The organism is Streptomyces sp. CA-142005 (genome assembly GCF_050942335.1).
Lineage (GTDB): Bacteria > Actinomycetota > Actinomycetes > Streptomycetales > Streptomycetaceae > Streptomyces.
Window position 1 is genome coordinate 6,925,903 of record NZ_CP192078.1, and the last position, 15,158, is coordinate 6,941,060.

Annotated in this window: 15 protein-coding genes and 1 pseudogene; 14 read left to right on the forward strand and 2 right to left on the reverse strand. The window is 70.3% G+C overall.

Going from position 1 to position 15,158, the window contains the following annotated elements; all coding sequences use genetic code 11:
* Nucleotides 1-67: 67 nt before the first annotated feature.
* Nucleotides 68-910, forward strand: a complete 843-nt coding sequence (gene whiG / locus ACQPXS_RS32395) for an RNA polymerase sigma factor WhiG (RefSeq protein WP_399174884.1) — start codon at nucleotides 68-70, stop codon at nucleotides 908-910.
* Nucleotides 911-1,007: 97 nt separating this feature from the next.
* Nucleotides 1,008-1,565 carry a TetR/AcrR family transcriptional regulator gene (locus ACQPXS_RS32400; RefSeq protein WP_351807243.1) on the forward strand — a complete coding sequence of 186 codons (558 nt, stop codon included), beginning with the start codon at nucleotides 1,008-1,010 and terminating at the stop codon, nucleotides 1,563-1,565.
* 42 nt (nucleotides 1,566-1,607) lie between these two features.
* Here the strand turns inward: ACQPXS_RS32400 and ACQPXS_RS32405 are convergent.
* Nucleotides 1,608-2,179, reverse strand: a pseudogene (locus ACQPXS_RS32405) (murein hydrolase activator EnvC family protein).
* Between the two features lie 283 nt (nucleotides 2,180-2,462).
* On the opposite strand from ACQPXS_RS32405, the gene rpsB reads away from it, so the two are divergent.
* The 6 genes from rpsB to ACQPXS_RS32435 all read left to right on the forward strand — a co-directional run bounded on the left by rpsB (nucleotide 2,463) and on the right by ACQPXS_RS32435 (nucleotide 7,835).
* Nucleotides 2,463-3,350, forward strand: coding sequence for a 30S ribosomal protein S2 (rpsB, locus tag ACQPXS_RS32410; RefSeq protein ID WP_351807171.1), 888 nt, complete (start codon nucleotides 2,463-2,465; stop codon nucleotides 3,348-3,350).
* 183 nt (nucleotides 3,351-3,533) lie between these two features.
* Complete coding sequence (gene tsf / locus ACQPXS_RS32415; protein ID WP_356305934.1) at nucleotides 3,534-4,370, forward strand: translation elongation factor Ts; 837 nt, start codon at nucleotides 3,534-3,536, stop codon at nucleotides 4,368-4,370.
* 204 nt (nucleotides 4,371-4,574) lie between these two features.
* Nucleotides 4,575-5,333, forward strand: coding sequence for a UMP kinase (pyrH, locus tag ACQPXS_RS32420; protein WP_351807169.1), 759 nt, complete (start codon nucleotides 4,575-4,577; stop codon nucleotides 5,331-5,333).
* Nucleotides 5,334-5,508: 175 nt separating this feature from the next.
* Nucleotides 5,509-6,066 carry a ribosome recycling factor gene (gene frr, locus ACQPXS_RS32425; RefSeq protein WP_014675285.1) on the forward strand — a complete coding sequence of 186 codons (558 nt, stop codon included), beginning with the start codon at nucleotides 5,509-5,511 and terminating at the stop codon, nucleotides 6,064-6,066.
* Nucleotides 6,066-7,241, forward strand: coding sequence for a phosphatidate cytidylyltransferase (locus tag ACQPXS_RS32430; protein ID WP_433452874.1), 1,176 nt, complete (start codon nucleotides 6,066-6,068; stop codon nucleotides 7,239-7,241). Before frr ends, ACQPXS_RS32430 begins: the two co-directional genes overlap by 1 nt.
* Before the next feature lie 147 nt (nucleotides 7,242-7,388).
* Nucleotides 7,389-7,835: an SRPBCC family protein gene (locus ACQPXS_RS32435; protein ID WP_365329769.1), complete on the forward strand. Its 447-nt coding sequence runs from the start codon at nucleotides 7,389-7,391 to the stop codon at nucleotides 7,833-7,835.
* Between the two features lie 50 nt (nucleotides 7,836-7,885).
* Here ACQPXS_RS32435 and ACQPXS_RS32440 read toward each other — a convergent pair whose 3' ends face one another.
* On the reverse strand, nucleotides 7,886-8,542 hold the full coding sequence (locus tag ACQPXS_RS32440) for a YceI family protein (RefSeq protein ID WP_356305941.1): 657 nt from the start codon (nucleotides 8,540-8,542) through the stop codon (nucleotides 7,886-7,888).
* A gap of 257 nt (nucleotides 8,543-8,799) precedes the next feature.
* Between ACQPXS_RS32440 and ACQPXS_RS32445 the strand changes: the two genes are divergently transcribed.
* From ACQPXS_RS32445 to ACQPXS_RS32470, 6 genes are all read left to right on the forward strand, one after another.
* Nucleotides 8,800-9,618, forward strand: a complete 819-nt coding sequence (locus ACQPXS_RS32445; protein ID WP_433452876.1) for a hypothetical protein — start codon at nucleotides 8,800-8,802, stop codon at nucleotides 9,616-9,618.
* 12 nt (nucleotides 9,619-9,630) lie between these two features.
* A complete protein-coding gene (locus ACQPXS_RS32450) occupies nucleotides 9,631-9,948 on the forward strand; it encodes a hypothetical protein (protein WP_433452877.1) in 318 nt (105 codons plus the stop codon).
* 125 nt (nucleotides 9,949-10,073) lie between these two features.
* The gene (rlmN, locus tag ACQPXS_RS32455; protein WP_356305947.1) at nucleotides 10,074-11,180 is read left to right on the forward strand and encodes a 23S rRNA (adenine(2503)-C(2))-methyltransferase RlmN; all 1,107 of its coding nucleotides are present in this window, start codon (nucleotides 10,074-10,076) and stop codon (nucleotides 11,178-11,180) included.
* A gap of 216 nt (nucleotides 11,181-11,396) precedes the next feature.
* On the forward strand, nucleotides 11,397-12,473 hold the full coding sequence (locus ACQPXS_RS32460) for a thiamine ABC transporter substrate-binding protein (protein ID WP_433452879.1): 1,077 nt from the start codon (nucleotides 11,397-11,399) through the stop codon (nucleotides 12,471-12,473).
* Nucleotides 12,474-12,520: 47 nt separating this feature from the next.
* Nucleotides 12,521-14,122 (forward strand): ABC transporter permease, encoded by a 1,602-nt coding sequence (locus ACQPXS_RS32465; RefSeq protein WP_433452880.1) that lies wholly within the window; start codon nucleotides 12,521-12,523, stop codon nucleotides 14,120-14,122.
* The gene (locus ACQPXS_RS32470) at nucleotides 14,123-15,142 is read left to right on the forward strand and encodes an ABC transporter ATP-binding protein (protein ID WP_433452882.1); all 1,020 of its coding nucleotides are present in this window, start codon (nucleotides 14,123-14,125) and stop codon (nucleotides 15,140-15,142) included. It abuts the gene before it with no gap.
* Nucleotides 15,143-15,158: the final 16 nt, after the last annotated feature.

Genomic DNA, 15,158 nt, shown 5'->3' on the forward strand with positions numbered 1-15,158 from the left:
GACCCCCATCCCCTCCCAGTTCGCAGCGCTTCACAGCACTTCACGGCAGAACGGCACAAGGCGACGAATGCCCCAGCACACCTCCGGGTCCGACCGGGCGGCTATCCCCCCAGCCGCCCGCGACGGTGGCAGCGTGCGGCCGCCCGCTCCCTCGACGCTCGACGAGCTGTGGCGGTCGTACAAGGCGACGGGGGACGACCGGCTGCGGGAGCAGCTGATCCTGCACTACTCGCCGCTCGTGAAATACGTCGCGGGCCGGGTGAGCGTCGGCCTGCCGCCCAACGTCGAGCAGGCCGACTTTGTCTCCTCCGGCGTCTTCGGGCTGATCGACGCGATCGAGAAGTTCGACATCGACCGGGAGATCAAGTTCGAGACGTACGCGATCACCCGGATCCGCGGCGCGATGATCGACGAACTGCGGGCGCTGGACTGGATCCCGCGATCGGTGCGGCAGAAGGCGCGGAACGTGGAGCGGGCCTACGCCACCCTGGAGGCGCGGCTGCGGCGCACCCCGACCGAGGGCGAGGTCGCCGCCGAGCTGGGCATGGAGGTCGACGAACTCCACGCCGTGTTCAGCCAGTTGTCGCTGGCCAACGTGGTCGCGCTGGAGGAGCTGCTGCACGTCGGCAGTGAGGGCGGGGACCGGCTCAGCCTCATGGACACGCTGGAGGACACCGCCGCGGACAACCCGGTGGAGGTGGCCGAGGACCGGGAGCTGCGCCGCTTCCTGGCGCGGGCGATCAACACGCTGCCCGAGCGGGAGAAGACCGTGGTCACGCTGTACTACTACGAGGGGCTCACCCTCGCCGAGATCGGCAACGTCCTCGGGGTCACCGAGAGCCGGGTCAGCCAGATCCACACCAAGTCGGTGCTGCAGCTGCGGGCCAAGCTGGCGAGCTTCGGGCGCTGAGGCCGGCGGCACGGTCCGTGCCGTGGCGGCGAGTGGCTGCCGTTCGTGTGGGGGCGTCCGTAAAGTGGTTGACGTGCCAAGGATTCGAGCGGCCTCCGTGGCCGAGCACCGGTCGATGCAGCGAGCCGCCCTGCTGGACGCGGCTCGGTCGTTGCTGTCCGAGGGCGGGACGGAAGCGCTGACGTTTCCCGCGCTGGCCGAGCGGACCGGGCTGGCGCGGTCGTCCGTGTACGAGTACTTCCGGTCGCGGGCCGCCGTGGTCGAGGAGCTGTGCGAGGTCGACTTCCCGCTGTGGGCGGCGGAGGTGGCCGCCGCGATGGAACGGGCCGAGTCCGCCGAGGGCAAGGTCGAGGCCTATGTGCGGCAGCAGCTGGCGCTGGTCGGGGACCGGCGGCACCGGGCCGTCGTCGCCATCTCCGCCAGTGAGCTGGACGCCGGGGCGCGGGAGAAGATCCGGGCGGCGCACGGCGGGCTCGTCGCGATGATCGCCGAGGCGCTCGGGAAGATGGGGCACGAGCAGCCTCGGCTGGCGGCGATGTTGCTGCAGGGGGTCGTGGACGCGGCGGTTCGTCGTATCGAGCTGGGTGCGGCCGAGGATCCTTCGGTGGTGACGGACGCCGCGGTGGCCATGGTGTTGCGGGGTGTGAAGGGCTGACGCCGGCTCCCCCGGGCGGGTGTGGGGTCGCTTGCCGGCCGACTACGAAGGCAGCGGTACCCCCAGCACCGGCAGCAGTCTCGGCGGCCCCCTGTGCAGGAGCCACGGCGGTAGCAAGGACAGCGGGTCCAGGTAGGTCTTTCCATGGAGCAGACCCCAGTGGACGCACGAGGTGGCGCAGTGGGAGGCCGTCGCCTCCACCGTGCCCACCGTCTCGCCCGCCGTCACCTCGTCCCCCTTCCGTACCAACGCACTCACCGGCTCGTACGTCGTACGAAGATCCGTGCCCGTCAGCTCCACGGCGACCACCCCCCTCCCCGCCACCCGCCCGGCGAAGGACACCCGGCCCGGGGCGACCGCCCGTACCGGGGAGCCGGGCGGCGCCGCCAGGTCCACGCCCGGTGGCCTGGGCCGTACACCGTCGCCGGTGGCTCCCAGCCCCGTAACACCAAGGGCCGGACGCCTACCGGCCAGACGCGCGCGAGGGGCGGGACCGGGGCCCGAGGGGGCGGTGAGGGGGCCGGAGGCGGGGAGTCCGCCCAGGACGGGCAGGGCGCCACGGCGGCCAGGGACAGACCGAGGAGCAGACCCACCGACACCAGGACATATCGCATCGCTTCTCGCATGCGACCACCGTCCCGCAGCCCGCCGATCACGGCCGGACACTGTGGACAACCCGCCGGTTGTGGACAGCGGCGTCACCCGGTGCCCCGGCGGTCCCGTACACTTCTTCTGGCGATCCGGGTCACCGGGTCGACTTCGCACGCCCCGACACCGGGCCCTCAACGGTCGGTGTCAGCGCCTCTCGGTCCTTCGCGGCAAGGCGCGTCGCGGGCGTCAGGCGTGGGAGCCGTCCGGCCCCCGCGGCACAACCGAGAAACTCAAGGAGATACGGCCATGGCCGTCGTCACGATGCGGGAGCTGCTGGAGAGCGGCGTCCACTTCGGTCACCAGACCCGTCGCTGGAACCCGAAGATGAAGCGCTTCATCTTCACCGAGCGCAACGGCATCTACATCATCGACCTGCTCCAGTCGCTGTCGTACATCGACCGCGCCTACGAGTTCGTCAAGGAGACCGTCGCCCACGGCGGCACGGTCATGTTCGTCGGCACCAAGAAGCAGGCGCAGGAGGCCATCGCCGAGCAGGCCACCCGCGTCGGCATGCCCTTCGTCAACCAGCGCTGGCTGGGCGGCATGCTCACCAACTTCTCGACCGTCTACAAGCGTCTGCAGCGCCTGAAGGAGCTCGAGCAGATCGACTTCGAGGACGTCGCCGCGTCCGGTCTGACCAAGAAGGAGCTTCTCGTGCTCTCGCGCGAGAAGGCCAAGCTGGAGAAGACCCTCGGTGGTATCCGCGAGATGCAGAAGGTGCCGAGCGCCGTCTGGATCGTGGACACCAAGAAGGAGCACATCGCCGTCGGTGAGGCCCGGAAGCTGAACATCCCGGTCGTCGCGATCCTCGACACCAACTGCGACCCGGACGAGGTCGACTACAAGATCCCGGGCAACGACGACGCGATCCGCTCCGTCACCCTGCTCACCCGTGTGATCGCCGACGCCGTCGCCGAGGGCCTCATCGCCCGCTCCGGCGTCGCCACCGGCGAGAAGGGCGAGAAGGCCGCGGGCGAGCCGCTCGCCGAGTGGGAGCGCGACCTGCTCGAGGGTGAGAAGAAGGACGAGGCTCCGGCCGCCGAGGCTCCGGTCGCCGAGGCTCCGGTCGCCGAGGCCGCCGCCGAGGCCGCTCCGGCCGAGGGCGAGAAGGCCGCCGAGGGCGAGCAGGCCTGACGCCGGTCCGTCAGCGTTCGACGGCGGGGGCGGCACTGCATCCGGCAGCCCCTTCGGCGCGGTGAAGTCCGTCCCCGCTGTTCACCCGCAGGTCGGCATGACGTACGCGTTCCGCGGCTACATGTGGAACGCAACCGTGCGGACCTGAAGATCTTCCAGACTTCGAGAAAGACTCACAGACTCATGGCGAACTACACCGCCGCCGACGTCAAGAAGCTCCGTGAGCTCACCGGCGCCGGCATGATGGACTGCAAGAAGGCGCTGGACGAGGCCGAGGGCAACGTCGACAAGGCCGTCGAGGCGCTGCGCATCAAGGGCCAGAAGGGCGTCGCCAAGCGCGAGGGCCGCTCCGCCGAGAACGGCGCCGTGGTCTCCATCATCGCCGACGACAACTCCTCCGGTGTCCTGGTCGAGCTGAAGTGCGAGACGGACTTCGTCGCCAAGGGCGAGAAGTTCCAGGCCGTGGCCAAGGCCATCGCCGAGCACGTCGCCAAGACGAAGCCGGCCGACATCGAGGCCCTGCTCGCCTCCGAGATCGAGCCCGGCAAGACCGTCCAGGCGTTCGTGGACGAGGCCAACGCCAACCTCGGCGAGAAGATCGTCCTGGACCGCTTCGCGCAGTTCGCCGATGGCTACGTGCTCGCCTACATGCACCGCACCATGCCCGACCTGCCCCCGCAGATCGGTGTCCTGGTCGAGCTCGACAAGCCGAACGCCGAGGTTGCCAAGGGCGTCGCCCAGCACATCGCCGCCTTCGCGCCGAAGTACCTCTCCAAGGAGGACGTGCCGGCCGACGTCGTCGAGTCCGAGCGCCGCATCGCCGAGGAGACCACCCGCGCCGAGGGCAAGCCCGAGGCCGCGATCGCCAAGATCGTCGAGGGTCGTCTCAACGGCTTCTTCAAGGACGCCACGCTGCTCGGCCAGCCGTACGCGCTCGACAACAAGAAGTCGGTCCAGAAGGTGCTGGACGAGGCCGGTGTCACCCTGAAGCGCTTCTCGCGCATCAAGGTCGGCATCTGAGTCCGTTCCGCGATCGACGCGCGACCCGCGGGACATTCTCGGTAGGGTCGACAGCAGTCGTCCGCGCACACCGCCACACCCCGGGGTGGGGCGGACGGCAGCAGATCTGACGAGGAGGCCATTGCCGCGTATGGGAGCGAAAAGCGACCCCACCGGCAATGGCCTTCTTCGTATGTGCAACACGTGAAAGAGGCGGGATCTCCCATGACCACCAAGGCCCAGAAGAGCGACGACGGCAAAGTACACGGCCGGTTTCTGCTGAAGCTGTCCGGAGAGGCGTTCTCCGGCGGCGGGGGCCTGGGCGTGGACCCGGACGTGGTGCACAAGATCGCCCGGGAGATCGCGGCCGTCGTCCGCGACGGCGCGCAGGTCGCGGTCGTCATCGGCGGCGGCAACTTCTTCCGCGGCGCCGAACTCCAGCAGCGCGGCATGGACCGCGCCCGCTCCGACTACATGGGCATGCTCGGCACCGTGATGAACTGCCTCGCCCTCCAGGACTTCCTGGAGAAGGAGGGCATCGACAGCCGGGTGCAGACCGCCATCACCATGGGCCAGGTCGCCGAGCCGTACATCCCGCTGCGCGCCGTGCGCCACCTGGAGAAGGGCCGCGTGGTCATCTTCGGCGCCGGAATGGGCATGCCGTACTTCTCCACCGACACCACCGCCGCCCAGCGCGCCCTGGAGATCGACGCCGAGGCGCTGCTCATGGGCAAGAACGGCGTGGACGGGGTCTACGACTCCGACCCCAAGACCAACCCGGACGCCGTCAAGTTCGACGCCCTCGGCTACGGCGAGGTCATCACCCGCGACCTCAAGGTCGCCGACGCCACCGCCATCACGCTGTGCCGCGACAACAAGCTCCCGATCCTCGTCTTCGAGCTCCTCGCGGAGGGCAATATCGCCCGTGCCGTCAAGGGTGAGAAGATCGGCACGCTGGTGGGTGACCAGGGCAGCCGGGACTGACCCGGCATCAACCCGGCCGGTGGTGCGCGACCCCCTGAGGGGGCCTGACCCTGGCCGGGGGATGGACAATGTCCTGCCGGTCGGGAACCGTGCAGGAAGAAGACGCGACGCAGCCGGCCGCCGCCCGCCTAAGGAACCGCAGCCGGGCCTTACTCAAGACACGCAGGAGCAAGTGGTGATCGAAGAGACCCTCCTCGAGGCCGAGGAGAAGATGGAGAAGGCCGTCGTGGTCGCCAAGGAGGACTTCGCCGCGATCCGTACCGGCCGTGCGCACCCGGCGATGTTCAACAAGATCGTGGCCGACTACTACGGTGCCCCGACGCCGATCAACCAGCTGGCCTCGTTCTCCGTGCCGGAGCCGCGCATGGCTGTCGTGACCCCGTTCGACAAGAGCGCGCTGCGCAACATCGAGCAGGCGATCCGCGACTCCGACCTGGGCGTCAACCCCAGCAACGACGGCAACATCATCCGTGTGGTGTTCCCCGAGCTGACCGAGGAGCGCCGCCGCGAGTACATCAAGGTCGCCAAGGGCAAGGGTGAGGACGCGAAGGTCTCCATCCGGTCCGTGCGCCGCAAGGCCAAGGACGCGATCGACAAGCTGATCAAGGACGGCGAGGTCGGCGAGGACGAGGGCCGCCGTGCGGAGAAGGAGCTGGACGACACCACGGCGAAGTACGTCGCCCAGGTGGACGAGCTCCTGAAGCACAAGGAAGCGGAGCTGCTCGAAGTCTGATGAGCGACTCTTCCTGGGGGGCGCCGCCCGCGGCGGGCCAGGCCGGGTACTGGGGACCCGCCGAGGGCGGGCCGGCCCAGCCTGTCCCGGCCGGCCCGGCAGGTCCCGCGTACGATGCGCCTGAGGCGCAGCAGACCCGCCCCATGCCCATCGTGCCCGAGGACCCCGCGTACGGCGCAGATGCGTACGGCGGGGCCCAGGACGGCGACCGGGGGACCGCTCGCCGGAGCGGCCCCTTGTTCCAGGAATTCCACCACGAGTTCCGCCCCGAGCCCCCGCAGGCCCGCAGCCTCCCGGCCGAGAACCAGAATCCGGAGCCCATGCCCGACGCCCACCAGCCGGCCCCAGCGCCGCAGAAGAAGAGCGCGGGCCGTGACCTGAGCGCGGCCATAGGCGTCGGGGTCGGGCTCGGTGTGGTGATCGTCGCCTCCCTGTTCGTCCAGAAGGCCGTCTTCGTCGGGGTGATCGCGGTCGCGGTCGTCGTCGGCCTGTGGGAGCTGACCAGCAGGCTGCGGGAGCGCAAGGACATCAAGGCGCCGCTGGTGCCGCTCGCGGTGGGCGGCGCGGCGATGGTGGTCGCCGGGTACGTCCGCGGCGCCGAGGGCGCCTGGGTCGCCATGGCGCTGACCGCACTGGCCGCCCTGGTCTGGCGCATGACGGAGTCGCCGGAGGGCTATCTCAAGGACGTCACGGCGGGCGTGTTCGCGGCGTTCTACGTGCCGTTCCTGGCCACGTTCGTGGCGATGATGCTGACCGCGTCCGACGGCCCCTGGCGGGTCCTCACCTTCCTCCTCCTGACGGTGGTCAGCGACACCGGTGCCTACGCGGTCGGCTGGCGGTTCGGCAAGCACAAGCTGGCCCCGCGCATCAGCCCGGGCAAGACCCGCGAGGGCCTGGTGGGCGCGGTGCTGTTCGCAATGGTCGCGGGCGCGCTGTGCATGCAGTTCCTGATCGACGACGGCACCTGGTGGCAGGGGCTGCTGCTGGGCCTCGCGGTGGCCGCCAGCGCCACGCTGGGCGACCTCGGGGAATCCATGATCAAGCGTGACCTGGGGATCAAGGACATGGGCACCTTGCTGCCCGGCCACGGAGGCATCATGGACCGCCTCGACTCGCTCCTCCCGACGGCCCCGGTGGTCTGGCTCCTGCTGGTGCTCTTCGTCGGCTCCGCGTGAGTCACGCGTCCGGCTCCGCGTGAGCCTTGTGTCGTACGGCTTCCGGGCCCCCGTCCTGTGCGCAGGGCGGGGGCCCGTCGACGTGGTCGTACGGCCGTTCGGGTGGGACGATCTGGAGAGGAGCCCTCTTCCGGAAAGGAGGCCGGGATGTCCGCCTTCCATGAAGAGTTCGACGTCGACCGGAGTGCCGGTGAAGTGTGGGCGTACCTCAGCGACCCGTCCCACCTGCCGGAGTGGCAGAAGAGCGCGGTGTCCGTCGAGCAGCTCGACGACAGCCCCTTCGGACTCGGGTCCCGGCTCCGGATCACCCGTCACGTCGGCCGCCGCGACGTCCCGCTGACCATGCGGGTCACCGAGTTCGAACCGCCGCGCTCGTGGAGCATGCAGGGCATCGACGGTCCGGTCCGGGGCCGGGTCCACGGCGAGGTCGTCCCGCTCCCCGACGGCCGTACCCGCGTGACCATGGACCTGGACTTCGAGGGCCACGGCGTCGGCAGGGTGCTGATCCCTCTCGTCGTACGCCCCCAGGTCCGCAGGGAACTCCCGGAGAACGAGCGGCTGCTCAAGGAGCGGCTGGAGCACGCCGCCGGCTAGGAGGCCCGGGCTGTCGGCCGGGAGGCCCGGGCCGGAAGAGGCTCACGGCCTCACGTGGCCCGGATGGCGGCGATGTCGAACTGGAGGCGGACCTTCTCGCTCACCATGGCCCCGCCCTGCGCCAGCCGCGCGTCGTAGGTCAGCCCCCAGTCGGAGCGGTTGATGGTGGTGGTGCCGTCGAAGCCGACCCGCTCGTCACCGAACGCGTCGATCACGTGGCCGATGTAGGTGAGCTCCAGGTCGACCGGGCGGGTGGTGTCCTTGATCGTGAGGTCGCCGGTCATGCGGTAGACGTCCTGTCCCGCCAGCTGCACGGACGTGCTCGTGAAGGTCATCCGGGGATGCGCCCCGGCGTCCAGGAACTGCCGCCCGATCACATGCGCGTCGCGCTGCTCGACACCCGTGTCGACGCTGGCCGTGTACAGCACGATGTCGGCCCGGGAGCGGGTCGGCTCACGGCCGTCGAAGTACAGACGGCTCTCGTACTCGGTGAACGCGCCCCGCACCGTCGTCACCATCGCGTGCCGCACGGAGAACCCGATCCTGCTGTGCGCGGGATCGATCAGCCACTCGCCGGTGAGGCCCGCCAGCTCGGGATCGGGCAGAACAGCGGTGGCGGTGGCACCGGCCGCCGGGACGGCGGTCGCCACGGGCGCGGCGGACTGCTGTGCGCGCCGGTGGAAGGAGTTGCGGCCGAAAAGGTTCATGGAATCGTGGGTACGTCAGGGCAGGGAGCCGGACAAGGGCCGATCAGGAAACCCGACCGTTCCCCGACAGAACTTCACAGCTCGCAGCAACGGCGACCGTCCCGTGCCCACGGCAGATCGACGGCACTCCAGGTCACCCTGTGATTGCGTCCCAGAAGGGGCTGCGCGCGCGCCCGAGCCCTGCCATAGTCGCGGCTGTGGGAGACAAGGGGGCTCTGCCTGAGCTGGTGCTGCACGGCAGACGGGGGATCGCACGCTTGACGGAGAATGCCGTTGTGCTGGACCGGTCGGGGATCCGGTCGATGATTCCGCTGAGGGCGGTCGAGACAGTTCGTGTCAGCGGGGCGAGACAACGGACTGCCGAGATCGTGCTGACCTCGGGCTCCGCACAGGCTGATGCGGCGGCTGTGTACGCGATCCGATCCAGCAGCGCCGAGGCCGTCGCGGCTTTTGCGCATGCCGTCAACTCGGCCATTCCCGAGCGGGACGAGGTGGAGCGGCGCTTCGACGGCGCGGTACTGGTCAAGACGTCGGCCAGTCCGCCGGTGGTCAAGGAGCGGCGCTGGTCGCCGCGTGAGCGGGCAGTCGGCGGCGTGTTCGCAGGAGTCTTCGTCCTTGGGCTGGTGTTGCCCGGCCTGCGGGGGGACGGGGAGCTCATGAAGGTGTGGGCTGCGGCCTTCGCGGCGTTTTTGTCGGGGTGCGCGGTCGCCCACGGCACGTGGAACGCATGGGTGGTGTGGTGGATACTGCGGCGTCGTGGCATCACCGTTGTCGGTACGTACGTGGATTTCGAGTACGGGTCGACGGACGACACCCCGGGCACCCGGGTGTACGCCTTCACCGACGTGACGGGGGCGGCGCATGAATTCCGTGGCGACGGCAGGATCGTGAGCCGCGACCCGGACCGGATCGAGATCACGTACGACCCCGCCAGACCCGAGCGCGCGATCGGCCGGAAAGGCCCGTGGGTCAAAACTCTCCACTTGCTGGCATGGCTGTTCCTCGGGGTGCCCGTGACGATCGCCACGGCGGCCTACCTGCTGATCTACTTCTCTGCCGCGCTGTTCGGCGCCTGATCCGGGATCGCAATGGATGAGTACGCCTGGCCCACGGGCCCTGAAGCGCCGACCGCTGACGCGGTCCGGTCGAACTGGGCGGCAACCGTCGCGGCCCTGCCCGTGGGAACCCGGATCACCGGCGAGGTCAGCGGTCGCCAACGCTTCGGGGTCTTCATACGTGTAGACGGCGTGCCGAACGCCATAGCGCTGGCGGAGGTCACAGCCATGCCGCTCGGGATGGACCTCCCGGCCCTCGGGGCCTTCGTCGGTGGGGAGGTCGTCTGGCACGCCGCCCACAACCACCAGGTCAAGGTCCGGCTCGATGAGTGGCCGGCAGCCGACGAGTGATCCCGGCCGGGCCGTCTCCGGGCCGTCCGAGGCCGATCGGCAGCGACCGAGGACGTCTGCCAACGACAGCCGTAGCGACTGACAGCCACAGGTCACCCATTTGGATCTGCGACACTGGTAACGCCATGCCTAAGCCCGGAGAACTCACTTTCGTCGCCCCGCGCGGAGCTCAGAAGCCGCCGCGGCATCTTGCCGATCTCACGCCCGCCGAGCGCAAGGACGCGGTGGCCGAGGTCGGGGAGAAGCCGTTCCGTGCCAAGCAGCTCTCGCAGCACTATTTCGCGCGGTACGCGCACGACCCGGAGCAGTGGACCGACATCCCCGCCGGATCGCGTGCCAAGCTCCAGGAAGCGCTGTTTCCCGAGCTGATGACCGTCGTGCGGCATCTGTCGACCGACCAGGGGACCACCCGCAAGACGCTGTGGCGGCTGTTCGACGGGACCCTCGTGGAGTCCGTGCTGATGCGGTACCCGGACCGGGTCACCATGTGCATCAGCTCGCAGGCGGGGTGTGGGATGAACTGCCCGTTCTGCGCTACCGGGCAGGCGGGGCTCGACCGGAACCTGTCCACCGCGGAGATCGTGCACCAGATCGTGGACGGGATGCGGGCGCTGAGGGACGGAGAGGTGCCCGGCGGGCCTGCTCGGCTGTCCAACATCGTCTTCATGGGCATGGGTGAGCCGCTCGCCAACTACAAGCGGGTGGTCAACGCCATCCGGGCGCTCACCGACCCGGCTCCCGACGGGCTCGGGCTGTCGCAGCGCGGGATCACCGTCTCCACCGTGGGGCTCGTGCCGGCCATCCACCGGTTCGCCGACGAGGGCTTCAAGTGCCGGCTCGCGATCTCCCTGCACGCCCCCGACGACGAGCTGCGCGACACCCTCGTCCCCGTGAACACGCGGTGGAAGGTGCGCGAGGTGCTGGACGCCGGGTTCGAGTACGTCGAGAAGAGCGGGCGCCGGCTGTCCATCGAGTACGCGCTCATCCGGGACATCAACGACCAGGCGTGGCGGGGGGACAGGCTCGGGCGGCTGCTCAAGGGCAGGCCCGTGCACGTCAATCTCATTCCGCTGAACCCGACGCCGGGGTCGAAGTGGACCGCCTCGCGGCCCGAGGACGAGAAGGCGTTCGTGGAAGCCATCGCGGCGCACGGCGTGCCCGTCACCATCCGGGACACCCGTGGCCAGGAGATCGACGGGGCCTGTGGTCAGCTGGCGGCCACCGAGCGGTAATCTGGCCACCGTCATTCACATCTTCATATTCCGACAGGGGAGCGCCACAGCGCTGAGAGTGCGGCGGACAGGGCCGCAGACCCTCTGAACCTCGCCCAGGTCATTCTGGGTAGGGAGTTCGGTCATCACTCAAGCTGTTGCGCCCTGCCCGGGTCTCCCCAGCGGGGCCCGGGCAGGGCCGCGTCTCTTCCTGGCCAACCCCAGGAGGACATCCAAGTGCACAACAAGACCTTCGTGGCCGTGGCGGTCGGGCTCGGCCTGATCACGCTGTCCGCGTGCGGTTCCGCCGGCGGCGCCAAGTCGTCCGCGGACTCCAAGACCGTGACCCTCGTCAGCCACGACTCGTGGGCCGTGTCCAAGAACGTGCTCCGGGACTTCGAGAAGAAGACCGGGTACAAGGTCCACGTCCTCAAGGACGGCGACGCCGGGCAGGCCGTCAACAAGGCGATCCTGACCAAGGACAACCCGCAGGGCGACGTGTTCTTCGGCGTCGACAACACCCTGCTGTCCCGCGCCCTCGACAACGGCCTCTTCCAGCCGTACACCGCCAAGGGCCTCGACAAGACCGGCGCCGCCTACCAACTCGACCAGGACAAGCACCGCGTCACGCCCGTCGACTACGGCGACATCTGCGTCAACTACGACAAGGCCTACTTCAGCAAGCACAAGCTGACCCCGCCGCAGTCCTTCGCCGACCTCGCGAAGCCCGAGTACAAGAACCTCCTCGTCACCGAGAACGCCGCCACCTCCTCGCCGGGCCTCGGCTTCCTGCTGGGCAGCGCCGCGCAGTTCGGGGACAACGAGTGGCAGGACTACTGGAAGAAGCTCAAGGCCAACGGTGTGAAGGTCGTCGACGGCTGGGAGCAGGCGTACTACCAGGAGTTCTCGGGTTCGTCGGAGGGCAGGAAGGCCGGCGGTGACCGGCCGCTCGTCGTGTCGTACGCCTCCTCCCCGCCCGCCGAGGTCATCTACGCCAAGAAGCGGCCCAGCACCGCCCCGACGGGCGTGTCGTACGGCACCTGCTTCCGGCAGATCGAGTTCGCCGGGCTGCTGAGCAACGCCGAGAACCCCAAGGGCGCCAAGGCGTTCATCGACTTCCTGGTCTCCAAGGAGTTCCAGGAGGACATGCCGCTGAACATGTTCGTCTACCCGGTGGTCGAGGGCGCGAAGGTTCCCGCCGAGTTCACCGAGTACGGCAAGGCCGCCGAGCACCCCGAGACCATGGCACCCGGCAAGATCGCCGCCAACCGTGACCAGTGGGTCAAGTCGTGGACCTCGCTCGTACTGAAGTAGCGCCTCGCCCGAGGGACCGGCGCGGGAGCGCGGCACGGCTCGGGCTGATGGCCCTGCCCGTCGCGTTCTTCGCGCTGTTCTTCGCCTGGCCCGTGGCCGCGATCGTCGCGCGCGGCCTCAAGGTCGACGGCGCCTGGCAGTGGGGGCGGATCGCGGACGTCGTCACGCAGCCGGACATCCGGCACGTGCTGTGGTTCACCACCTGGCAGGCGCTCGCCTCCACCGGGCTCACCCTGCTGCTCGCGCTGCCCGCCGCGTACGTCCTCGCCCGTCTCGACTTCCCGGGCAGACAGGTGCTGCGGGCCGTCGTCACCGTCCCCTTCGTGCTGCCGACCGTCGTCGCCGGCAGCGCGTTCCTCGCCCTCGTCGGGCACGGCGGGCTGCTCGACGACCTGTGGGGCGTACGGCTGGACACCACGGTGTGGGCGATCCTGCTGGCCCACGTCTTCTTCAACTACGCGGTCGTCGTACGGACCGTGGGCGGGCTGTGGTCCCAGCTCGACCCCCGGCAGGAGGAGGCCGCCCGGATGCTGGGCGCGTCCGCGCTCGGCGCCTGGCGGAAGGTCACCCTTCCGGCGCTCGGGCCCGCCGTGGCCGCCGCCGCGCTGATGGTGTTCCTGTTCACCTTCACCTCGTTCGGCATCGTGCAGATCCTCGGCGGCCCCACCTTCTCCACCCTCGAAGTGGAGATCTACCGGCAGACGTCCGAGGTCTTCGACCTCTCCACGGCCGCCGTCCTCACCCTCGTCCAGTTCGTCGCGGTCGGCGCGATCCTCGCCGTGCACGCCTGGACGGTGCGGCGCCGGGAGACCGCCCTGCGGCTCGTCGACCCGAAGAGGACCGCCCGCCGCCCGCGCGGCGCCGGGCAGTGGGCCCTGCTCGCCGGCGTCCTCGTCACCATCGCGCTGCTTCTCGTCCTGCCCCTCGCCGTGCTGGTCCGCCGCTCCCTGGACGCGCCGGGCCTCGGCTACTACCGGGCGCTGACGAACTCCGACGGCGGTACGTTCCTGGTGGCGCCCGTGCACGCGGTGTGGACCTCGCTGCAGTACGCCGTCGCCGCCACCGCCATTGCCGTGGGTGTAGGAGGTCTCGCGGCCGCCGCGCTGGCCCGCCGGGACGCCGGGCGACTGGTCCGGGGCTTCGACGCGCTGCTGATGCTGCCGCTCGGCGTCTCCGCCGTGACCGTCGGCTTCGGCTTCCTGATCGCCCTCGACAAGCCGCCGCTGGACCTGCGGCAGTCCTGGATCCTCGTCCCGCTCGCGCAGGCGCTGGTCGGCGCCCCCTTCGTCGTACGGACCATGCTGCCCGTGCTGCGCGCGGTGGACGTACGCCTCCGGGAGGCCGCCGCCGTGCTGGGGGCCTCGCCCTGGCGGGTGTGGCGGGAGGTGGATCTGCCGATGGTGCGGCGGGCGCTGCTGGTCGCGGCCGGGTTCGCCTTCGCCGTCTCGCTCGGCGAGTTCGGGGCGACCGTGTTCATCGCCCGGCCCGACAACCCGACGCTCCCGGTCGCCGTGGCCCGCCTGCTCAGCCGCCCCGGAGACCTCAACTACGGCCAGGCGATGGCCCTTTCGACGATTCTGATGGTGGTGTGCGCCGCCGCGCTGCTGCTCCTGGAGCGGCTGCGCACCGACCGGACGGGGGAGTTCTAGATGCTGCTGAGCCTCGATGCCGCGACCGTGCGCCTCGGTGGGCGGGCCGTGCTCGACGCGGTCGGTCTCGACGTCGCCGAGCACGAGGTGGTGTGTGTGCTGGGCCCCAGCGGCAGCGGTAAGTCGACCCTGCTGCGGGCCGTCGCCGGGCTCCAGCCGCTCTCCGCCGGGCGGGTGCTGCTCGACGGCCGCGACCAGGCGGGCGTGCCCGCGCACCGGCGGGGCGTCGGCCTGATGTTCCAGGACCACCAGCTCTTCCCGCAGCGGGACGTCGGCGCGAACGTGGCGTTCGGACTGCGCATGCACGGCGTCGCCAAGGCCGAACGGGCGGATCAGGTCGGGCAGTTGCTGGACCTGGTCGGCCTGCCCGGGGCCGCACGGCGGGCCGTGGCCTCCCTGTCCGGCGGCGAGCAGCAGCGCGTGGCCCTGGCCCGGGCGCTGGCGCCCCGGCCCCGGCTGCTCATGCTCGACGAGCCGCTCGGCCAGCTCGACCGTTCCCTGCGTGAACGCCTGGTGGTCGAACTCCGGGAGCTCTTCGGCCGGTTGGGTACGACCGTGCTCGCCGTCACCCACGACCAGGGCGAGGCGTTCGCGCTGGCCGACCGGGTCGTGGTGATGCGGGACGGGCGGATCGCCCAGTCCGGCACGCCCCTCGAGGTGTGGCAGCGGCCCGCCGACGCGTTCGTGGCCCGCTTCCTCGGCTTCGGCAACGTGGTCCCGGTGACCGTCGCCGGTACGGCCGCCGACAGCGCCTGGGGCAAGCTGCCGGTCCCCGACGGCTCCCCGCAGGGCAGCCGCACGCTCCTGGTCCGGCCCGCCGGGGTGCGGCTCGTGGCGGCCGACGCCGGCCTGCCGTGCACGGTGACCGCGCGTACCTTCAAGGGCACCCATGTGGCCGTCCACCTGCGGCCCGCGGACGGGCCGCGCCTGGAGGCGGCCTGTGCGCTGCGGGAGGCGCCCGAGGTCGGGGACGGGGTGGGCGTGGAGTTCGACGCGGCCGAAATCGTCGTGCTCGGCTGATCGGCGCGCCCCTAGG